Genomic DNA, 20,449 nt, shown 5'->3' with positions numbered 1-20,449 from the left:
TCGCGAGGGCCGGTGATCGGTCACCAAAAAGGGCGGCGGGATGACCCGCCGCCCCAGGAAGGACGTCTCGTCTCAGCGACGAAAGCCTACCACTTCTTGGTCACGCTCACGCCGTAGAGGCGCGGCTCTTGCGTGATCACGTTGGTGAACAGACCCGAAGAGTCGTCGGTGGTGTAGGCGTCGACGATCGGGGTGTCGTTGGTCAGGTTCTTCACATAGGCGTCGACCGACACGCCCCATTCCGGCTTCTCGACCTTCAGGGTGATGTTGGCGTTTTCCCAGGACTTCAGCTTGTCGTAGGCGGTGTTGTAGACGCGGGCGTATTGGCCGGTCTGACGATAATAGTCGCCGCGCAGGGTGGCCGACCAGCCACCGGAGAAGTCCCAGGTGTATTGGGCGCCGACCGCGGTGGTCCAATGCGGCGAGTTGGGCAGTTCGTTGCCCGACAGATTGGCGGCCGTGCCCTCGATCGAATAGCCCGCGCCGTAGTTGTAGAGCCCGGTGGCGTTGGCCAGGAAGGCCGCGGTGCCGGCCGGCAGACCCGCGCCGCCCAGGGCCGCCGGAGTGGCGAGGAAGCCCTGATAGGCCGCCGCGCCGGTGCAGGCGAAGGGCAGGGTAGCTCCCGCGCCGGCCCCGATGATCGTGGCCACGCCAGCGGTCGTCAGCACGCAGTTGGCGCCGACGGACGAGGCGTTCGGACCCACCTTCACGACCGTGTAGGCCGCATTGCTCTGGGTCCGGTTCATCGTGTCGATCGAGGTGACGCCGTCGCCGATCTTGGTGTGCAGGTAACCGACATTGGCGTTGAGGCGCAGGTTATGGACCGGCGACCAGATCGACTCGAACTCAAGGCCATAGACCGAGGCGTTGACGTTCTCGTTGACCGAGGTGCGGTTGACGATCTTCGAGATCTGATAGCCCTGATAGTCGTAGTAGAAGCCCGTGGCGTTGAAGAGCAGGCTGCCGCCCATCAGGGTGTTCTTGGTGCCCAGTTCGATGGCGTTGACGAACTCGGGTTCGAAGGTCTGCTTGATGCCGACCGAGTTGGCGGGCACGCCCGGATTGATGCCGCCGCCCTTGTAGCCCTTGGAATAGAAGGCATACAGCAGGGTGTCGTCGGTGAACGACAGGTGCGCCTTGTAGTCGAAGCCGAAGCGTCCGGTCAGTTCGCTGAAGCGCGCGCGCTGGTCGGGGTTGGTCGGGTTCAGGGTCAGGCCCGTGCCCGCCGCCAGCAGAACGGTCGAGTAGTTCTTGACGGCCTTCTTGTCGCGGGTCTGGCGCAGGCCCAGGGTGAACTTCAGGTCGTCATTGGCCTGGAAGTACAGTTCGCCGAACAGGGCGTCCGACACCAGGTTATAGGGCGTGCGGTTGTCATAGTAGTTGTGGCCATTGCCGGTCGGCGTCGCCGAGGTGTCGATGCCGATGCAGTTGGCGGTGGTCGTGGCGTTGCAGTTCGGGTTTCCGGTCTTGGAATAGTTCAAGGCCAGCGACGACAGCGTCAGCGAGTTGCCGATCACGTAGTAGTCGGTCAGCGTCCGGTAGGTGAAATGGATGCCGCCGACGTTGAAGTTCAGCGGGCTGTCGAAGTTGGACTGCAGGCGCAGTTCCTGGCTGAACTGCTCTGAACGGCCCGACGAGATGTCGATGGTGGTGAACTTGTTGGTGTTGCCCACCTGCGGGTCGTTGAAGAAGCCGCCCGGCGTGAACGGGGTGCTGTTGAACGGAACGATCGCGACGTTCCGGTTGTAATCCTGCTTGGTGTAGACGTTACCCTTGCCATACGAGGTCATGGCCGTGATCGACAGCTCGTCGGTCAGGTCATAGTTCAGGGTGAACTGATAGTTGTTCGATTTCGACTGATAGAGCGGATCAAGCGCGGTTTCGATTTCTTGCAGGTCGCGCGAGGTGGTGTCGCCGGCGTTCACATCACCGGAGGTAAAGCCGAAGATATTGCCCAGCAGGCCGGTCAGGGTGCCTGACGTATTGACGGTGCCATAGGCCGAGGCGCCGTAGAGCGAGCTCGGCAGGCAGCCCTGGGTCAGGAAGATCCGCGACGCGCCGGTGGGAACGCCGCCGACCGAGGCGGGGCCGTTGTCCTTGGTGCAAAGCTGCTTGCCGGTGCGGGCGCGAGCGTCGTCTTCATTGAAGCGCTCCCACAGGAAGTTGGTGCGCAGTTTGTCGGTCGGGTTGAACATCACCTGGACGCGGGTCGAGTACAGATCCCGGTCGTCGACCTTGTGATTGTTGAAGGTGTTGGTGACGAAGCCGTCGCGCTTGACCATGGTGCCGGCCAGCCGGACGGCCAGCTTGTCACCAAAGATCGGCATGTTGACCATGCCGCGGACCTTCTGGGATCCGTAGTTGCCCACTTCGGCGCGGACCATGGCCTCGAAGACGTCGGTCGGCTTGGCGGTGATCACATTGACCACGCCGCCCGTGGCGTTGCGGCCATAGAGCGTGCCTTGCGGGCCGCGCAGCACTTCGACGCGCTCCACGTCATAGAATTCGGCTTCGAACAGGGTGCCCGACTGCTGGGGGGCGTTGTTCAGGTGGACGCCGACCCCCTGGTCGGCGGACGCGCCGACCGCCTTGGCCCCAATGCCGCGGATCTGGAAGTTGAAGCTGTTGGTGAAGTTGCTCTTGGCGAAGGTGACGTTCGGGATTGCTTGCTGAAGGTTGGGACCCCCGTCGATCTTCTGGGCTTCAAGCGTGTCCTGGCTGAAGGCGGAAACCGCGATCGGCACGTCCTGAAGGGCCTCTTCCTTCTTCTGGGCGGTGACGACCAGTTCCTCGATGACCGTGGTCTGTTGACCGCTGGCCTGCTGGGCGAAAGCTGGGGCGGCGACGGCTGAAAGCACGGCCGCCGAAGCGCCCATGGCCAGCAGGCTCCGCAAACGCGAAGATTGCGACATTCGAATTCCCTCCCTGAACGCCGCGAGTCCTTATGCGGACTTCTGCGGGCGCTGTTTGTTTCCTCGGCGCCGTACCATTCGCGCTACGCGGGCGTACGGCTGGCCCCTCGCAGCATTGGAGGATTGCATACTTGCGTTCTTTGACTGTCAACTGCCGCGAGCCTAAGTGAACAGTGATAGGTTACGCCTTTTCACTTTCCCTCGGGTCAGGTTCTCCTGTTTGGGGCAAGTTTCCACCGGCATTAGAAAAGTCGGTTTGGCGTTTCCGCTACGGAAATCAGACTTTATGCGCCCCCGGAACGAAGCCCTGCGGTGATAATACGTCGCAAGTGTATCTGTGTTCATGGTTTGGGTATTGGGCCTCAAAGCCTCAAGGGGGCTGTTTTCCGACGGTCTCCCGTGACGGCGAAGGCCTTTGCGGGACCAGGGGCGTTTCGAGCCGCCGCCGCCTCGTGTAGAGGAGGGCATGGCTTTCCCTTTCGACCCCCGCACAGCCCGGCGTTCGCCGGGCCGGAGATCCGTCCATGACTGACGCCGCCCTGGTGCTGTTCTCTGGCGGCCAGGACAGCAGCGTCTGTCTGGCCTGGGCGCTGGAGCGCTATGCCCGCGTCGAGACCGTCGGCTTCGACTATGGCCAGCGACACGTCATCGAGATGGAGGCGCGCGTGGCGGTGCGTCACCAGATCGCCGCCCGTTTCCCGCATTGGGCCGAGCGCCTGGGCGAGGACCACGTGCTGGACCTGAAGGGTTTCGGAGCCGTCGCGGAGTCGGCCCTCACCGCCCATCGCGCCATCGAGATGACCGATCGCGGCCTGCCCTCGACCTTCGTGCCGGGCCGCAACCTGGTGTTCCTGATCTATGCCGCGGCCCTGGCTGATCGTCGGGGCATCGCGGCCCTGGTGGGCGGCATGTGCGAGACCGACTTCTCGGGCTATCCGGATTGCCGGCGCGACACGCTGGACGCCATGCAGACCGCGCTGAACCTGGGCATGGATCGCGACTTCCGCATCGAAACGCCGCTGATGAAGCTGACCAAGGCGGAAACCTGGGCCCTGGCCAAGGCGCTGGGCGGCGAGGACCTGGTCGACCTTATCGTGGTCGAGAGCCACACCTGCTATCGCGGCGAGCGCGGCGACCTGCATCCCTGGGGCCACGGCTGCGGTGAATGCCCGGCCTGCGACCTGCGCCAGAAGGGCTATGAGGACTGGGACGCCGCAGGGCGGGAGGCCCTTCCGGCGTGACCTACTCGGTGAAAGAGATCTTCCTGACCCTGCAGGGCGAGGGCGGTCAGGCGGGCAAGGCGGCGGTGTTCTGCCGCTTTTCCGGTTGCAACCTGTGGACTGGCCGGGAGCAGGATCGCGCCAAGGCCGTCTGCACGTTCTGTGACACCGATTTCGTGGGCACGGACGGTGAGGGGGGCGGCAAGTTCGCCACGCCGGAACTGTTGGCCGACGCGGTCGAGGCCGCCTGGACCGGTGGCCCCAACGATCGCCTGGTGGTCTGCACCGGCGGCGAGCCGCTGCTGCAACTGGATTCGCCGGCCATCGCGGCCCTGCACGCCCGCGGCTTCATGATCGCGGTGGAGAGCAACGGCACCGTCGAAGCCCCCGACGGCATCGACTGGGTGTGCATCAGCCCCAAGGCCGACGCGCCCGTCGTGCAGACCCAGGGCCAGGAACTGAAGCTGGTCTATCCGCAGGACAAGGCGCTGCCCGAGCGCTTCGAGCACCTCGATTTCGAGCGCTTCTACCTGCAGCCGATGGACGGTCCCGATCGCGAGCGGAATACGCAATTGGCCGTCGCCTATTGCCTTTCCCACCCTCAATGGCGTTTAAGCGTCCAAACACACAAATATCTCGGCCTGCCCTGACGGATAAGGCGCTCGACCTGGTGACAGGGTCGTTGCGCTAGAGCCTCCCAGGCCCTGTCAAAAAGAAGTACCTGATGAAGCCCGTCTTCGAGATCACGAAGGCCGCGACGTTCGACGCGGCTCACTACATCGAGCAAGGTCCCGCCGACCATCGCTACCGCAAGCTGCACGGCCACTCGTTCAAGGTGGAAGCCAGCGTGAAGGGCGCGTTGCAGGACGCCGGCTGGGTCGCCGACCTGGAAAGCCTGGACACCGCGCTCAAGTCGGTCGCCACCGAACTGGATCATGGCCTGCTGAACGATCGGCCCGGTCTGGAAAGCCCCACCCTGGAGCGGCTGTGTCTCTATTTCGCCGAGCGCCTGACGCCGGCCTTTCCGGGTCTGTCGCGCGTGGTGATCTCGCGGCCGACGATCGGCGAAAGCTGCGCGCTCAGCCTCTGAGGGCCGGGGCTTAGTCTTCGTACTGGCGAGCCTGGCGGGCCTTGTCGCTGTCACCCGGTATGACCGCCTTGCCGGTGGCGACCACGGCCTTGCCGCCGATCTTGGCGGCGCCGCCGACCACGGCGCCGGTGACGCCGATGGCCGTGCCCGCCACCGTGCCGACGGCGCTGGCGGCCATGCAGCCCTGAAGCGTCAGTCCCAGGACGGCGAAGGCGGTGGCGGTGATCAGGCGTTGACGGGTCATGGCGCGCTCACGGGTCAGGAGACGGCGCCATCATGGCTAACAGGTCTTAAGACCGCGTGAGCGACGGTCAGAGGGCGATGGCGTCCTCGGCCCGCCGCCAGGGGCCGTTGTGGTCGGACGCTGTTCTTCGCCGGCGATCCGGGCCGAAATAGCCCGCGCAGCGCACATAGTCGCGGGGCTGGTCGATCAGCAGGGTCAGGCGATGCACCAGGCTTCGACCCGTCACCGGCTTGGTCAGGAACTCGTTGACCCCGGCGTCGCGGGCGTCCTGCACGCGCCGGGTCGTCGAGTGGCCGGTGATCATGATGACCGGGACGAACGGATTGGGGCTGTCGGGCGAACGGCGCAGCAGGTTGACGAAGTCGATCCCGCCGAGGCCGCCCATCTTCAGGTCGCTGATGACGATGTCGATCGGCACGCGCCGCATCATCGACAGCGCTTCACCGCCGTCGATCGCCTCGAAGATATGCCGCACGCCAATGGCGCGCAGCATCTCGGTCAGCAGCAGCCGCATGTGACTGTTGTCATCGACCAGCAGGATTTTCAGCGGATCGAAACGCACGCGCTCTCTGTTTCTCGATGCGCGTCGGCGCAACCTTTGGGCGATCTCCATGGGTGGAGTTCGCTCATCGGGCAAGCATTACAGTCTTGCAATGTGACTGGTCAACCTGAAAACCTGAATGTTTTCAGTGGTCAGACCACATCGGCTCCGATAGCCGCCAAAAGGCCCTAAAAGCGGCCGTCCTGGCCCGGGCGATAGGCGCCGCCGCCGGTCTGGGCGCGATGCCGCAGGAAGGCGTCGGCCAGCACGCAGGCGGTCATGGCCTCGACCACCGGCACGCCGCGAATGCCCACGCAGGGGTCGTGACGGCCCTTGGTGCGCAGCTCGACGTCCTCACCGGCCTCGTTGACCGTCTCGCGCGGGATCAGGATCGAGGAGGTCGGCTTGAACGCCACGCGGGCCACCACCGGCTGGCCGGTCGACAGCCCGCCCAGCACCCCGCCGGCGTGGTTGGTCAGGAAGACCGGACCGTCATTGCCCATCCGCATCTGGTCGGCGTTGTCCTCGCCGGTCAGGGCGGCGCTGGCGAAGCCCTCGCCGATCTCCACGCCCTTGGCGGCGTTGATCGACATCAGGGCCGCCGCCAGCTCGGCGTCCAGCTTGCCATACAGCGGCGCGCCCCAGCCTGCCGGCACGCCGGTGGCCTCGACCTCGACGATGGCCCCGGTCGAGGAGCCGGCCTTGCGGATCTTTTCCAGATGCTCTTCCCAGACCGGGATGATGTCGGCGTCGGGCGACCAGTAGGGGTTCTGCTCGACCTGGTCCCAGTCCCAGCGCGACCGGTCGATGGCGTGCGGGCCGATCTGCACCAGGGCCGCGCGCACCGTGACGCCGGGGATCACCAGCCGGGCGATGGCGCCGGCCGCGACCCGCGCCGCCGTCTCGCGGGCCGAGCTGCGGCCGCCGCCGCGATAGTCGCGCACGCCGTACTTGGCGAAATAGGGATAGTCGGCGTGACCCGGCCGGAAGGCCTGGGCGATCTCGCCATAGTCCTTGGACCGCTGGTCGGTGTTCTCGATCATCAGCGAGATCGGCGTGCCGGTGGTGCGCTGGCCGTCGGTGCGCGCGTCCTCGAACACGCCCGACAGGATGCGCACCGCGTCCGGCTCCTGGCGCTGGGTGACGAACTTGCCCTGGCCGGGGCGACGCTTGTCGAGGAAGGCCTGGATCATCTCGGGCGTCAGGGCGATGCCGGGAGGGCAGCCGTCGACGACGCAGCCAAGCGCCGGGCCGTGGCTTTCGCCCCAGGTGGTGACGCGGAACAGATGACCGAAGGTGTTGTGCGACATGGCGGGGCTTCTAGCGGAAAGAGCCGGCTGCGGCAAAGCGCGGTAGATCCTCCCCCTGAAGGGGGAGGCGGCCGAAGGCCGGAGGGGGGAGTCGGCAATGAGTCAGCAGAACTTCCCCCTCCGTCGCCTTCGGCGACACCTCCCCCGCTAGGGGGAGGACCTTTGAAACTACCCCCGAACCTTCGCCGCATCCGCCAGGTAGAGCTCCAGGTTCGTCCAGCCCGAGCCGTCCCGGGCCGGCGCCGCGCCGTCGGCCTTTTTCGGGTTGAAGCCGTGCGCCGCCTCCCACGCATCGGGCATGCCGTCGCCGTCGAAGTCGACCGCCGCCTTGCCGGGGGCGAGGGCGGGCCAGCCGCCGACGTCCTGCTCGTTATTGATGATCTTGCCGGTCCGGGCTTTCACGCCCTCGATCACCCGAAGGTCCACCGCGTCGCGGGCCACCGAGGCCCCGGCGTCGGCGAGGATGCGGCCATAGGCGCTGGCGGCGGGCTCGGGCGTGATCGGGGCGATGTCGATGGGCGCGGACTGCCGATAGCCCTCCGGATTGACGCCGGTGACCAGGCTCCACGGATCGGCCGGGATCTCGCCGTTCATGCTGTTGCCGGCGAAATACGCCCTGGCCAGGCTGTTGCTCTCGTTGAAGGCGATGGCCTTTTCGGAGTCGGGTCCGGCGACATAGGCGTTGTCGACGAAGTTGTAGGCGACCAGCGCCGCCTTGTCGGCGTCATAGCCGGCATAGCCGTGGCCCCAGTTGTAGAAGACGTTGGAGCGAAACTCGATGAAGGCGCCGACCGGGTCCTTGTCGGGCCCGTCATAATTGCCGGGACGCGGCATGCGCGCCACGTGGTTGGCCCACAGATTGTGATGGAAGCTGATCTTCGAGCCCTGGCCGCCGCGCACCAGGCTGCCATAGCCATGATCACCCTTGGCGTGGATCGAGTGGGCCAGGCTTTCGGCGATGATCGACCACTGGACGGTCAGGTCGAAAAAGCCCTGTTCCGGATTGTCGAACCGGGCCGAGGCCGACAGGGTCTCGTCCACCGACCAGCTGGCCGACACGTGGTCCAGGATGATCCGATGACCCTTGGCGATCCAGATGGCGTCGCCCTCGGTCCTGCTCTCGGCGCCCAGGCGCGAGCGGATGAAACGGATGACCACGTCATCGGCGGCCACCACCAGGGTGTGGTCGCGCAGCGTGATTCCGCCGCCCGGCGCGGTCTGGCCGGCGATGGTGATCTGGCCGCTGGCGATCTTCAGTTCGCTCTTGAGCGGGATCGTGCCGGCCACGTCGAACACCACGGTGCGCGGGCCCTTGGTCTCGACGGCGGCGCGCAGGGAGCCGGGACCGGCGTCCTCAAGATTGGTCACCCGGATCACCGCCCCGCCGCGCCCGCCGACGCTCAGGCGACCCGCGCCCTCGGCGCCGGGGAAGGCGACGATTTCCTTGGGGGCGGCGAGGGAGGGGCCGGTCGCGCAGGCCGAGACGGCAAGAGCCAGGGCGGCGAGGCTGGCGGCGTTCTGAAGGTGGCGACGCATGGCGTGTTTCATCCCCGGTGGTGCAGTGGCGTCTCATGGCGCCTTTGGGCGGTGAACGCGAAAATGACCGTCGGAGGCGGTTCTGTCCACCGGTGTCATTTCCGACTTCGCGAGGAACTCGCCCCCTCCTGACCTGCTGCGCAGGTCGTCTTCCCCCGTAGGGGGAAGACGGGATCCGCGCTCTTCGTCTTCCCCCTCCGGGGGAAGACGACCGCGTAGCGGTCCGTAGGGGGCAAGTCTGGCGGACATGGCGTCTCAGCCTCACGCGGGAGACCGCTGAGTTAGTCGGGGAGGCGCGAAGCGGCCGGGACGAACCCGGAGACCGTGATGTGTGTTTTGCGTTTCGGCTCGACCTGTCCGCTTCGCCAAGCTGTTCTTGACCGTGAGGATTGGGGCACACGAGCGTCGGTTTCAGCTCTGATTCCCAACTAGCCCCCGGACGGGCGCGCATCTTGTCGATCGGCTAATCCGTCTCGACGCCGACGATGTGCGATAGGCGGACTCTGATCCCCGCCCTGTGATCCACGCCGTTCCGCGCCCAGGCTTCCGGTGGTCCCGGATCAATCCAACGAACAGACCACCATCGTCCCAGATGCAGGGCGTCGCGGCCCCGCTCAGCTTCATCACCCGTCGCCGCTTTGGGCCGGTACCAAGCGCCCTCCCCCTGCGACGGGGACAAGAAGAAGTATCCACCCGTTTTCGGAGCGGGGGATACGCAAGCGCGAGAAAGTTTGAAGTAATTGATTTTGCTGCACTCCATTCTCTGAACGCAGAGGATATGGCGCGACAGGCCCTCCCCCTGAAGGGGGAGGCGGCCGGAGGCCGGAGGGGGAAGTTCGCAGTGAGTCAGCAGTTACTTCCCCCTCCGTCGCCTGCGGCGACACCTCCCCCGCTAGGGGGAGGACCTAAGGGGGCGCACCCTTTGAACAGACCTCCCCCACGTCCCTAACGCGGCGCGTGGTCCAGGGAGCGGATATAGGCCGTGATGTCGGCGATTTCGCTGGAGGTCAGTTGCTTGCGGGGCATCCGGTAGTGGCCGACCTGGGAGATGGCCTCCAGTTCCCAGTCCAGCCGGGTGTCGCGGTAGCGTTCGGCGACGCTGGCGAAGTTGGGCGCGCCGCTTGAGGCGCGGCCGCCGCTGGCGCCGACCGCGTGGCATTGCGCGCATTCGCTCAGGGCCAGGGCCCGGCCGCGCGCGACGATGTCGGACTTTGACGGTTCGTTCGGCGTGCTGGCGCAGGCGCCGAGGCTGGCGGTCGCGGCCAGGATCAGGAGCAGACGAAGGACGGTACTGACTGGCGATGACATCGTGACGCTCGCGCCCGTGAGGATGATGGGAGTGTGCGCCCAAACGGCCGCGGGAAATTGATCCAGATCAAGTCTGGGCGCCTTGGCCCTCGGTCCAGTCGACGCACCCAAACTGGCTGTCGTGGTAGTGCAAGGCGATGCTGGATGCGCCCGCATTCAGATTTATCATCCAGAAATTCTACAAGTTCGCGACATATCTATTTTCTGCTTAGATCCTCTCGGAGAGTTTGTTGTAAATTTATCAGCAAATCTTTAGGTGAGTTCCAGTACATGTTGTCGGAAATAGAATTTTTATTACACATGAAATTCAAAACGCCTTCATAAGCGGTATCTGGTTTTACAAAACTCCAATCCCAGTTCAAATTATCTTTGCTCCAAAGAGATTTATCATTTGCATCGCGTTGATCCATGGCTAGAGTTTTCGTTTTTCTATTTGCGCAGTCAAATTGAGTTCTTTTGTATGTAATATTATAAAAAAACTTGTCGCTCTCATCGTATTCAGAAATCGGAGAAACGGTTATAATCCAAGCCGTGTTTCCGGATACAGATTGCGTGTCAACTAGGAATGCGGTCTGTTCGGTTGAAAGTGAAACGGCAGCATATCTATCACCCTTGGCCGCACTTGCACTATTGGTGCCAAATATTGCGATGAAGAACGCGAGCGCCAAAAGCGTCTTTCCAGAGTTTTTCATTTCTCGTCTCCCCCGCAGCCTAGCAGACCAGTGTGATGGCCTGGGGCTAATGCAAACTTTGATGAACGATTGTGTGGTGTCAAGTTCCCGCTATGCGAGAGCGATCTGTCTCGCATGCTCGAGATGGGAGTTTAAGAGCTCAATCGGATCTCGGCCGCCTAGTCCACCCTGGCCAGCACGTTCCGCAGCGTCTCGACCACCTGGTCCACATGGCTCTTTTCGATGATCAGCGGCGGCGACAGGGCGATGATGTCGGCGGTCACCCGGATCAGCAGGCCCGCGTCGAAGGCCGCCTCGAACACCTCCAGGGCCCGGGCCGTCGGCGCGCCGGGGCGGGCCTCAAGCTCGATGCCGCCGATCAGGCCCAGATTGCGGATGTCGATGACGTGGCGGGCGTCGCGCAGGCTGTGCATGGCCTCCTGCCAGTAGGCCTCCATGCCTGCCGCGCGAGCGAAGAGGTCGTCTTCCTTGTAGGTTTCCAGCGTCGCGATCCCGGCCGCGCAGGCCAGGGGGTGGGCCGAATAGGTGTAGCCGTGGAAGAGCTCGATGGGGGCGTCGGCGCCCTCCATCATGGCGTCATAGATCTTGCCCGAGGCGGCGACCGCGCCGCAGGGCACGGCGGCGTTGGTCAGGCCCTTGGCCATGCAGATCAGGTCGGGCGTGACGCCGAAGCGGTCGGCGGCGAACGGCGCGCCCAGGCGGCCAAAGCCGGTGATCACCTCGTCGAAGATCAGCAGGATGTCGTGCTTGTCGCAGATCGCCCGCAGGCGCTGCAGATAGCCCTTGGGCGGGATCAGCACGCCGGTCGAGCCGGCCACCGGCTCGACGATGACGGCGGCGATGTTGGAGGCGTCATGCAGGGCGACGATTTTTTCGAGGTTGTCGGCCAGGTCGGCGCCGTGCTCGGGCTCGCCCTTGGCGAACAGGTTGCCGACCACGCCGTGGGTGTGGGGCAGGTGGTCGACGCCGGTCAGCAGGGAGCCGAAATACATCCGGTTCTTGGGGATGCCGCCCACTGAGATGCCGCCGAAGCCCACCCCGTGATAGCCGCGCTCGCGGCCGATCAGCCGGGTCTTGGTCCCCTTGCCCCGGGCGCGGTGATAGGCCAGCGCGATCTTCAGGGCGGTGTCGACCGACTCCGAGCCTGAGTTGGTGAAGAAGATCCGGTCCAGGCCCTCGGGCGTCACCTGCGCCAGCTGGCTGGCGAAGGCGAAGGCCAGCGGATGGCCCATGTTGAAGCAGGGGGCGTAGTCCATCTCGGCGGCCTGCTTCTGGATCGCCTCGCGGATGCGGGGGCGGTCGTGGCCGGCGTTGACGCACCACAGGCCCGCGGTGGCGTCGAGGATCTCGCGGCCCTCGGGGGTCTTGTAGTGCATGTCTTTCGCGGACGAGAGCATGCGCGGATGGGCCTTGAACCGCCGGTTGGGCGTGAACGGCATCCAGAAGGCGTCGAGGTTGTTGGCGCCGAAATCGGGCATGGCGGAGATCCTTGGCGAGGTCTTGCATTGTGATCGCAATCGGGTGTGATCTTGCAACCCCCCAATATGCGGAGGAGGCGGGCGCATGGTCGAACCGAAGACACGCCGTCCCCTGGCCGAGTCACTGGCCGTGCACGATCAGGTCTATGGCGCGATCCGCCAGGCCCTGATCACCGGCCGCATCGCGCCCGGCGTCGGCGTCAGCCTGCGCACCCTGGCCGCCGAGCTGGGCGTCAGCCCGATGCCGGTGCGCGACGCCGTGCGACGACTGGTGGCCGAGCGGGCCCTGGCGATCAACCCCGCCAACAAGCGCCTGTCGGTGCCGTCCCTGACCGCCGGGCGGCTGGAACAGCTGTCCCAGGCCCGCCTGTGGATCGAGCCCGAGCTGGCCGCTCGCGCCGCGCCGCTGGCCGACGAGGCCCTGATCCGGTCGCTGCAGGCCATTGACGCCAGCCTGGACGCCGCCCTCGCGGCCGGCGACGTCGACGGCTACATGACCGCCAACCACGCCTTCCATTTCGCTATCTACGAACGGGCGGGGGCCGATGTGCTGCTGTCGATGGCCGGCGGGCTGTGGCTGCAGATCGGACCGTTCATGCGGGTGGTGTTCGGCCGGGTGGGCACGGGCGGCCTGCCGGCCGACCGCCACGCCGAGGCCATCGCCGCGCTCAAGGCCCAGGATGCGCCGGGCGCCCGCCGGGCTATCGCCGCTGATCTTTCCGAAGGCATGGACAAGATGCGGGCCGCCGTGGAGGCGGGGGCGTGACGGCCCGGCTTGACAGGCAAGCCTTGCCCAAGAACTGTGATCACAGTTTGAGGAGCGCGCAGCCGTGACCCTTCCCGCCGCCATCACCGACGCGCTTTCGCGGCTGACCCTGCCGGGTCTGGCCGTGATCGACGGCGCTCTGGTCGAGGCCGCCTCGGGCGAGGTGTTCCACAACGTCTCGCCGCGTGACGGCAGGGTGCTCAATGACGTCGCGGCCTGCGGCGCCGTCGATGTCGAGCGCGCCGTGGCCAGCGCCCGCGCGGCCTTCGAGGACGGCCGCTGGCGCGACCTGGGGCCACGTGACAAGAAGAAGATCCTGTTCCGCCTCGCCGATCTGATGGAGCGCGACGCCGAGGAACTGGCCCTGCTGGAAAGCCTGGACGTCGGCAAGCCGATCCGCGACGCGCGCGCCGTGGACGTGCCGCTGGCGATCAACACCTGCCGCTGGTACGCCGAGGCGCTGGACAAGGTGTATGGCGAGGTCGGGACCTCGCCGGTCGATCGGCTGAGCTATGCGGTGCACGAGCCGCTGGGCGTGATCGGCGCGATCGTGCCGTGGAACTTCCCGCTGCACATGGCGATGTGGAAGGTGGCCCCGGCCCTGGCCATGGGCAATTCCGTCGTCCTGAAACCCGCCGAGCAGTCGCCGCTGACCGCCCTGAAGCTGGGGGCTCTGGCCCTTGAAGCCGGGCTCCCGGCAGGGGTCCTGAACGTCGTGCCGGGTCTCGGATCGGTGGCCGGCGAGGCCCTGGCCCTGTCGATGGATGTCGACATGATCGCCTTCACCGGCTCGGGCCCCGTGGGCCGGCGGCTGATGGAATATTCGGCGCGATCGAACCTCAAGCGCGTGTCGCTGGAGCTGGGCGGCAAGTCACCCCAGATCGTCTTCGCCGACTGTCCCGACCTGGACGCCGCCGCCCAGGCCGCCGCCTGGGGCGTGTTCTATAACCAGGGCGAGGTCTGCACCGCCGCCTCGCGCCTGCTGGTCGAGGCCTCGATCCGGGACGACTTCATCGCCCGCGTCGTCGCCGTCGCCCGGGAGATGGTTCCAGGCGATCCGCTGGATCCGGCGACGGTGTTCGGGGCCATGGTCAGCGAGCGGCAGATGAACACCGCGCTCGACTACATCGCCACCGCCGACAGCCAGGGCGGCCGCCGACTGCTGGGCGGCCAGCAGGTGCGCAAGGAGAGCGGCGGCTTCTATGTCGAGCCCACCATCTTCGACCGCGTCGCGCCCGACTCCACACTGGCCCGCGAGGAGGTGTTCGGACCGGTCCTGGGGGTGATGACGTTCACGACCGAGGCCGAGGCGTTCCACCTGGCCAATGACACCGTCTATGGCCTGGCCGCCGGGCTGTGGACCTCGGATATCAACCGCGCCCTGGGCGGGGCGCGGAAGCTGAAGGCGGGTCTGGTCTGGGTCAACGGCTGGGACGCCTGCGACATCACCATGCCGTTCGGCGGCTTCAAGCAGTCGGGCTTTGGCCGCGACCGCAGCCTCCATGCGTTGCACAAGTACGCCGACCTGAAGTCGGTGTCCGTGACGCTGAGGTGACCTGATGAAGCTTGTAGAAACCGCCGCCTTTATCGATGGCCTCTGGATCGAGGCTGACGCGACCTTCGAGGTGACCAACCCGGCCGACGGGTCGGTGATCGCCAAGGTGGCCGATCTGGGCGCGGCCGAGACCGTCATCGCCATCGAGGCCGCCCACCGCGCCTTCCCGGCCTGGGCCGCGCGCACCGCCAAGGATCGCGGGGCGATCCTGCGCCGGTGGAGCGACCTGATGCTGGCCCATGCCGACGACCTGGCCCGGCTGATGACCGCCGAGCAGGGCAAGCCGCTGGCCGAGTCCCGGGGCGAGGTCGCCTATGGCGCCAGCTTCATCGACTGGTTCGCCGAGGAGGCCAAGCGCGGCCATGGCCAGTCGATCGTCTCGCCCGATCCGAAGAAGCGGCTGATGTCGATCAAGCAGCCGGTCGGGGTGTGCGCCGCGATCGCGCCGTGGAACTTCCCGATCGCCATGATCACCCGCAAGGTCGGTCCGGCCCTGGCGGCGGGCTGCACCGTGGTGATCAAGCCGGCGGCCGAAACGCCGCTGTGCGCCCTGGCCATCGCCCGGCTGGCGGCGGAGGCTGGCGTGCCGGCCGGCGTGCTCAATGTCGTCACCGGCCGCGACGCCAGCGCCATCGGCAAGGCGCTTTGCGACGATGGCCGGGTGCGCAAGCTGTCGTTCACCGGCTCCACGCCCGTCGGCAAGGTGCTGTACGCCCAGTGCGCCGGCACCATGAAGAAGCTCAGCCTGGAGCTGGGCGGCAACGCGCCCTTCATCGTCTTCGACGACGCCGATCTGGAGGCCGCCGTCGAGGGCGCGATCGCCAGCAAGTACCGCAACACCGGCCAGACCTGCGTCTGCGCCAACCGGCTGATCGTGCAGTCCGGCATCCATGACGCCTTCGTCGCGCGCCTGACCGAAAAGGTCGCGGCCATGACGGTGGGTCCCGGAACCGGCGAGGGCGTGACCATCGGACCGCTGATCAACGACAAGGCCCTGGCCAAGGTCGAGAAGCTCGTCGCCGAAGCCGTGGGGCAGGGCGCCAAGGCCACGGTGGGCGGCGCGCGCCATGACCTGGGCGGCCTGTTCTATCAGCCCACGGTGCTGGCCGGCGCGACGGCGGATATGCGGCTGTTCAACGAAGAGATCTTCGGTCCCGTCGCGCCGATCGTGAAGTTCGAGACCGAGCAGGACGCCATCGACCTGGCCAACGCCACGCCGTTCGGCCTGGCGGCCTATTTCTACAGCCGCGACGTCGGCCGCTGCTGGCGGGTGGCCGAGGCCATCGAGGCCGGCATGGTCGGCATCAACGAAGGCCTGATCTCCACCGAGGTCGCGCCGTTCGGCGGGGTCAAGGAGTCCGGCCTGGGCCGCGAGGGCGCGTCCGAGGGGTTGGATGAGTATTTCGAGACCAAGTATCTGTGCTTTGGCGGGGTGGGATGATGGGTTTTCTCGCCCCCTCTCATAAAACTCCGTCATTCCCGCCCTTGTGGCGGGAACCCCTCTCTCCGCCGCAGGTGCGGGAGGGGCGGACCGCCGGCGGTCCGCTTGCGTCTCACGGGTCAGCTGAACGAGGGGGTCCCGCCACAAGGGCGGGAATGACGGGGATATTTGTGGAGGCGGCGCGATGATCGCCGAACTCTCCAAGGCATCGACGCTGAAAGACCTCCTCGCCGCCGAAGCCGCGCGTTTCACGGCAGAGCATCCGCGTTCCGTCGCCATGGCCGCTCAGGCCGCCAGCGTCTGGCGCGGCGGCGCGCCGATGCACTGGATGAACGACTGGGCCAGTCCGTCGCCGATCTTCGCGGCCCAGGGCGTCGGGGCCCAGATCACCGACGTTGACGGGAAGTTGTATGACGACTTCTGCCTGGGCGACACGCCGGGGATGTTCGGCCACGGCGAGGCCAGCGTGGCCGCCGCCGTCGCCGACCAGGCCCGGCGCGGGACGGGCTTCATGCTGCCGACCGCCAGTTCGATCATCGTCGGCCGGCTGCTGGCCGAGCGTTTCGGCCTGCCGCTGTGGCAGACGGCGACCACGGCCAGCGACGCCAACCGCGCCGCCATCCGCTGGGCGCGGGCGGTCACGCAGCGGCCGGTGATCCTGGTGTTCGACGGCTGCTATCACGGCATGGTCGATGACGCCTTCGTGGTGCTGAAGGACGGCGCGCGGGTGATGAAGCCGGGCCTGCTGGGCCAGGTCCATGACCTGACCGCCACCACCTGGGTCGTGCCGTTCAACGACCTGGCCGCTCTGGAAATGGCCCTGGCCTCCGACCAGGTGGCCGCCGTGCTGGCCGAGCCGGTGATGACCAATTGCGGGATGATCCTGCCCGAGCCCGGCTTTCACGAGGCCCTGCGCCGCCTGACCCGCGACGCCGGGACCCTGCTGATCCTGGACGAAACCCACACCCTGTCCAGCGGCCCCGGCGGCTATGCCGGCCTGCACGGGCTGGAGCCCGACATGCTGGTGGTCGGCAAGGCCATAGCCGGCGGCGTGCCGGCCGCCGTCTGGGGCGTCACGGCCGAGCTGTCGGCGCGGATGGATGCGGCCCAGGCGCGGATCGGTCCAGGCCAGTCGGGCATCGGCACCACCCTGTCGGGCAACGCCCTGGCCATGGCCGCCATGCGCGCCATGCTGAGCGAGGTGATGACCCCCGCCGCCTATGACCGGATGCTGGCCGGAGCGGAGCGGCTGGTGGCCGGCCTGAACGCCGTGATCGCGGCGCGCGGCCTGCCCTGGTCGGTGGTCCATGTTGGGGCGCGGGTCGAGCTGGTCTTCGCCGATCCTCCGCCAAAAAACGCCGCCCAGATGCGCAAGGCGCTGGACCACGACCTCGTGGCCGCGCTTCATCTGTGGCTAATCAACCGGGGCGTCCTGATCGCGCCCTTCCACAACATGATGCTGGTGTCGCCGGTGACTGAAGATGCGTCGATCGACCGATTGGTCGCGGCGGTCGACGGTTTCGCCGGGGCGCTCGAGGGCCTATCCGCATGATCACTAATCCGCTCATCCCCACGAAGGCGGGGACCCAAGCCGAGGTCGGAATTTCGTACGGCGTGCAAGCTGGCAAGGCCGTTTGGGTCCCCGCTTTCGCGGGGATGACCGGTGATTTTGGATGGGTCGAATGAGCAATCCCATGGTCGCCGATCCCCAGGAATGCCGCGACTTCCTGGCCGCCCATCCGCAGGTGCGGTTTGTCGATGTGTTCTTCACCAGCATGACCGGCGTGCCGCGCGGCAAGCGGCTGCGGGTGCATGAGCTGCAGGCCATCTATGACTATGGCCGCTTCCTGCCCGGCTCGATCCTGGTGGTCGACACCACCGGGGCCGACTGTGAGGACACGGGCCTGGTCTGGGAAGACGGCGACGCCGACCGCCGCGCGCGGCCGGTGCCCGGCACCCTGACCCTGGCCCCCTGGCTGGGCGACGACATGGCCCAGGTGATGCTGTCGCTGTACGAGCTGGACGGCGCGCCCAACGACCTGGACCCGCGCCATGTGCTGCAACGGGTGCTGGACCGCTACGCCGCCGACGGCCTGACGCCGGTCGCGGCCTGCGAGCTGGAATACTATCTGGTCGACCTGGAGCGCACCGCCGACGGCGACCTGCAGCCGCCCAAGTCGCTGCAGACCGGTCGCCGCCCGCACGGCATCGAGGTGTATGGCCTGCCCGAACTGGAGGCCATCGCGCCGTTCCTGCGCGAGCTGTGGGACAGCGCCGACGTGATCGGCGTGCCGCTGGAAGGCGCGATCTCGGAGTTCGCGCCCAGCCAGGTGGAGCTGACCCTCAAGCACAAGCCCGACGCGCTGCGGGCCTGCGACGACGCCCTGCTCTACAAGCGTATGGCCAAGGGGGTGGCCCTGCGTCACGGCTGCGAGGCGACGTTCATGGCCAAGCCGTGGGCCGATCGCGCCGGCAACGGCTTCCACGTCCATGTCAGCTTCAACGACAAGGACGGAAACAACCTCTGCGCCGACGAGGATCCGGAAGGCTCGCCCATGCTGCGCCACGCCATCGGCGGCATGAAGCAGCTGCTGGGCGAGGGCATGGCGATCCTGGCGCCCAACGCCAACAGCTATCGTCGCTTCAAGGCCAACAGCTATGCGCCGGTCGCCGCGACCTGGGGCGTCAACAACCGCACGGTGTCCCTGCGCATCCCGGCCGGCCCGGCCCCGACGCGCCATGTCGAGCATCGCGTCGCGGGGGCTGACGGCAATCCGTACCTGGTGATGGCCGTGCTGCTGGCCAGCGCCCACCACGGCCTGACGAACAAGATCGATCCAGGCCCGGCGGTGGTCGGCGACGGCTATGCCGCGGCGGCCAAGGAGAAGTCGCGCCTGCCCTCGAACTGGTTCGCCTCGGTCGACCTGTTCGATCAGTCCACGGTGCTGCGCGACTATCTGGGCGACCGTTTCGTGGACATGTTCGTGTCGGTGAAGCGCACCGAACAGGCGAGGTTCTTCGAGGTGGTCACCAGCCTCGATTTCGATTGGTACCTGCGCAACGCGTGATCACGCTGCGCGGCAATGGCTTTGGGTTGAAACCGCCGGGGGGATCGCCGGCTTCAAAAGAACAGGGAGCTTTGAGGGACCATGACCACCATCACTCAACGGGGCATGCAACGGGCGGGCATGAACCGCCGATCGCTGCTGACGGCCACGGGCGCCGCCGCCATCGGTCTGACCTTCACGGCCTGTAGTCCCAAGTCTTCGGCGCCCGTCGCGCCGGGCGCCGAGGAAGCCAAGCTGAACTTCTACAACTGGGACACCTATATCGGCGACACGACCCTGGCCGATTTCAAGAAGGCCACCGGCGTCGACGTGAACATGAGCCTGTTCGCCACCAACGACGAACTGTTCGCCAAGCTGAAGGCCGGCAATCCGGGCTTCGACGTGATCGTGCCGTCCAACGAGTTCGTCACCCGCATGGGTCAGGCCGGTCTGCTGGAGCCGCTGGACCACGCCAAGATCCCCAACATCAAGAACATCGACCCGTCCTTCATGAACCCGCAATACGACCCGGAGCGGAAGTTCTCGATGCCCTATACGTGGCTGGTGCTGGGCATCGGCTATCGCAAGAGCAAGGTGAAGGGTGTTCCCGACAGCTGGAAATACCTGTTCGACAGCAACCAGTACGCCGGCAAGATCGCCCTGCTGTCGGAAAGCGCCGACCTGATCCGCCTCTCGGCCAAGTACAAGGGCCACAGCGTCAACAACATCCCGCCCGAACTGGTCGCCGAGATCGAGAAGATGCTGATCAAGCAGAAGCCCTATGTGAAGGCGTTCCACGACGACAACGGTCAGGACATGCTGGCCTCGGGCGAGGTCGACCTGGTGCTGGAATACAATGGCGACATCGCCCAGCTCATGAAGGAAGACGAGGACGTCGACTTCGTGGTGCCCAAGGAAGGGTCGCTGATCAATTCCGACACCCTGTGCATCCCCAAGGGCGCGCCGCGTCCGCTGAACGCCCACAAGTTCATCAACTACCTGCTGGACGCCGAGGCCGGGGCGACGATCTCCAAGACCATCCTCTATCCGACGCCCAACGCGGCGGCCAAGGCGCTGATGCCGGACGATTACAGGAACAATCCGGTCATCTTCCCGCCGGCCGCCATCATGGCGCGCTGCGAGTACGGGGCGTTCGAGGGGGCCGAAAAGGCCAGCCAGTACGAGGAAGTCATCACGCGGGTGCGGGCGGCTTAGGGCGCGAGCCAAGTCCTCCCCCTAGCGGGGGAGGCGGCCGAAGGCCGGAGGGGGAAGTGCTGCTGAGTCAGCACGACTTCCCCCTCCGTCGACT

Annotated in this window: 17 protein-coding genes; 9 read left to right on the top strand and 8 right to left on the bottom strand. The window is 66.4% G+C overall.

What is annotated here, in order from left to right:
- Positions 1–86: 86 nt before the first annotated feature.
- Positions 87–2,912: a TonB-dependent receptor gene (locus ACQY9P_RS02950; protein ID WP_421736745.1), complete on the bottom strand. Its 2,826-nt coding sequence runs from the start codon at positions 2,910–2,912 to the stop codon at positions 87–89.
- 524 nt (positions 2,913–3,436) lie between these two features.
- On the opposite strand from ACQY9P_RS02950, the gene queC reads away from it, so the two are divergent.
- The 3 genes from queC to ACQY9P_RS02935 all read left to right on the top strand — a co-directional run bounded on the left by queC (position 3,437) and on the right by ACQY9P_RS02935 (position 5,222).
- A complete protein-coding gene (gene queC, locus ACQY9P_RS02945) occupies positions 3,437–4,153 on the top strand; it encodes a 7-cyano-7-deazaguanine synthase QueC (RefSeq protein WP_421736746.1) in 717 nt (238 codons plus the stop codon).
- On the top strand, positions 4,150–4,782 hold the full coding sequence (gene queE / locus ACQY9P_RS02940) for a 7-carboxy-7-deazaguanine synthase (protein ID WP_421736747.1): 633 nt from the start codon (positions 4,150–4,152) through the stop codon (positions 4,780–4,782). The genes queC and queE overlap by 4 nt, the downstream gene beginning before the upstream one ends.
- Before the next feature lie 74 nt (positions 4,783–4,856).
- Positions 4,857–5,222 (top strand): 6-carboxytetrahydropterin synthase, encoded by a 366-nt coding sequence (locus ACQY9P_RS02935; RefSeq protein ID WP_421736748.1) that lies wholly within the window; start codon positions 4,857–4,859, stop codon positions 5,220–5,222.
- A gap of 10 nt (positions 5,223–5,232) precedes the next feature.
- Here the strand turns inward: ACQY9P_RS02935 and ACQY9P_RS02930 are convergent, their stop codons facing one another.
- From ACQY9P_RS02930 to ACQY9P_RS02900, 7 genes are all read right to left on the bottom strand, one after another.
- Positions 5,233–5,466 carry a hypothetical protein gene (locus ACQY9P_RS02930; RefSeq protein WP_421736749.1) on the bottom strand — a complete coding sequence of 78 codons (234 nt, stop codon included), beginning with the start codon at positions 5,464–5,466 and terminating at the stop codon, positions 5,233–5,235.
- Positions 5,467–5,533: 67 nt separating this feature from the next.
- Positions 5,534–6,028, bottom strand: a complete 495-nt coding sequence (locus ACQY9P_RS02925; protein ID WP_421736750.1) for a response regulator — start codon at positions 6,026–6,028, stop codon at positions 5,534–5,536.
- A 167-nt stretch (positions 6,029–6,195) separates the two neighbouring features.
- Positions 6,196–7,317 (bottom strand): chorismate synthase, encoded by a 1,122-nt coding sequence (gene aroC / locus ACQY9P_RS02920; protein ID WP_421736751.1) that lies wholly within the window; start codon positions 7,315–7,317, stop codon positions 6,196–6,198.
- Positions 7,318–7,485: 168 nt separating this feature from the next.
- Positions 7,486–8,853: a pectate lyase family protein gene (locus ACQY9P_RS02915; protein WP_421736752.1), complete on the bottom strand. Its 1,368-nt coding sequence runs from the start codon at positions 8,851–8,853 to the stop codon at positions 7,486–7,488.
- A 945-nt stretch (positions 8,854–9,798) separates the two neighbouring features.
- Positions 9,799–10,161, bottom strand: a complete 363-nt coding sequence (locus tag ACQY9P_RS02910; protein ID WP_421736753.1) for a c-type cytochrome — start codon at positions 10,159–10,161, stop codon at positions 9,799–9,801.
- Between the two features lie 197 nt (positions 10,162–10,358).
- Entirely contained in the window at positions 10,359–10,853 is a 495-nt protein-coding gene (locus ACQY9P_RS02905; RefSeq protein WP_421736754.1) for a surface-adhesin E family protein, read from the bottom strand.
- Between the two features lie 158 nt (positions 10,854–11,011).
- Positions 11,012–12,340 (bottom strand): aspartate aminotransferase family protein, encoded by a 1,329-nt coding sequence (locus ACQY9P_RS02900; RefSeq protein ID WP_421738268.1) that lies wholly within the window; start codon positions 12,338–12,340, stop codon positions 11,012–11,014.
- A 76-nt stretch (positions 12,341–12,416) separates the two neighbouring features.
- Between ACQY9P_RS02900 and ACQY9P_RS02895 the strand changes: the two genes are divergently transcribed.
- The 6 genes from ACQY9P_RS02895 (at position 12,417) to ACQY9P_RS02870 (ending at position 20,355) form a co-directional block, all read left to right on the top strand.
- Positions 12,417–13,097, top strand: coding sequence for a GntR family transcriptional regulator (locus ACQY9P_RS02895; protein ID WP_421736755.1), 681 nt, complete (start codon positions 12,417–12,419; stop codon positions 13,095–13,097).
- 64 nt (positions 13,098–13,161) lie between these two features.
- Entirely contained in the window at positions 13,162–14,652 is a 1,491-nt protein-coding gene (locus ACQY9P_RS02890) for an aldehyde dehydrogenase (protein WP_421736757.1), read from the top strand.
- A 4-nt stretch (positions 14,653–14,656) separates the two neighbouring features.
- A complete protein-coding gene (locus ACQY9P_RS02885; RefSeq protein ID WP_421736758.1) occupies positions 14,657–16,093 on the top strand; it encodes an NAD-dependent succinate-semialdehyde dehydrogenase in 1,437 nt (478 codons plus the stop codon).
- Positions 16,094–16,277: 184 nt separating this feature from the next.
- Positions 16,278–17,645 (top strand): aspartate aminotransferase family protein, encoded by a 1,368-nt coding sequence (locus ACQY9P_RS02880; protein WP_421736759.1) that lies wholly within the window; start codon positions 16,278–16,280, stop codon positions 17,643–17,645.
- A gap of 142 nt (positions 17,646–17,787) precedes the next feature.
- Complete coding sequence (locus ACQY9P_RS02875; protein WP_421738269.1) at positions 17,788–19,161, top strand: glutamine synthetase family protein; 1,374 nt, start codon at positions 17,788–17,790, stop codon at positions 19,159–19,161.
- 81 nt (positions 19,162–19,242) lie between these two features.
- Positions 19,243–20,355 carry an ABC transporter substrate-binding protein gene (locus tag ACQY9P_RS02870; RefSeq protein ID WP_421736760.1) on the top strand — a complete coding sequence of 371 codons (1,113 nt, stop codon included), beginning with the start codon at positions 19,243–19,245 and terminating at the stop codon, positions 20,353–20,355.
- The last annotated feature ends 94 nt before the right edge of the window (positions 20,356–20,449 follow it).

The organism is Caulobacter sp. (assembly GCF_965279145.1).
Classification (GTDB): Bacteria; Pseudomonadota; Alphaproteobacteria; order Caulobacterales; family Caulobacteraceae; genus Caulobacter.
Note: the sequence above shows the minus strand (reverse complement) of the source record. Positions and strands in the feature narration are given on the sequence as shown.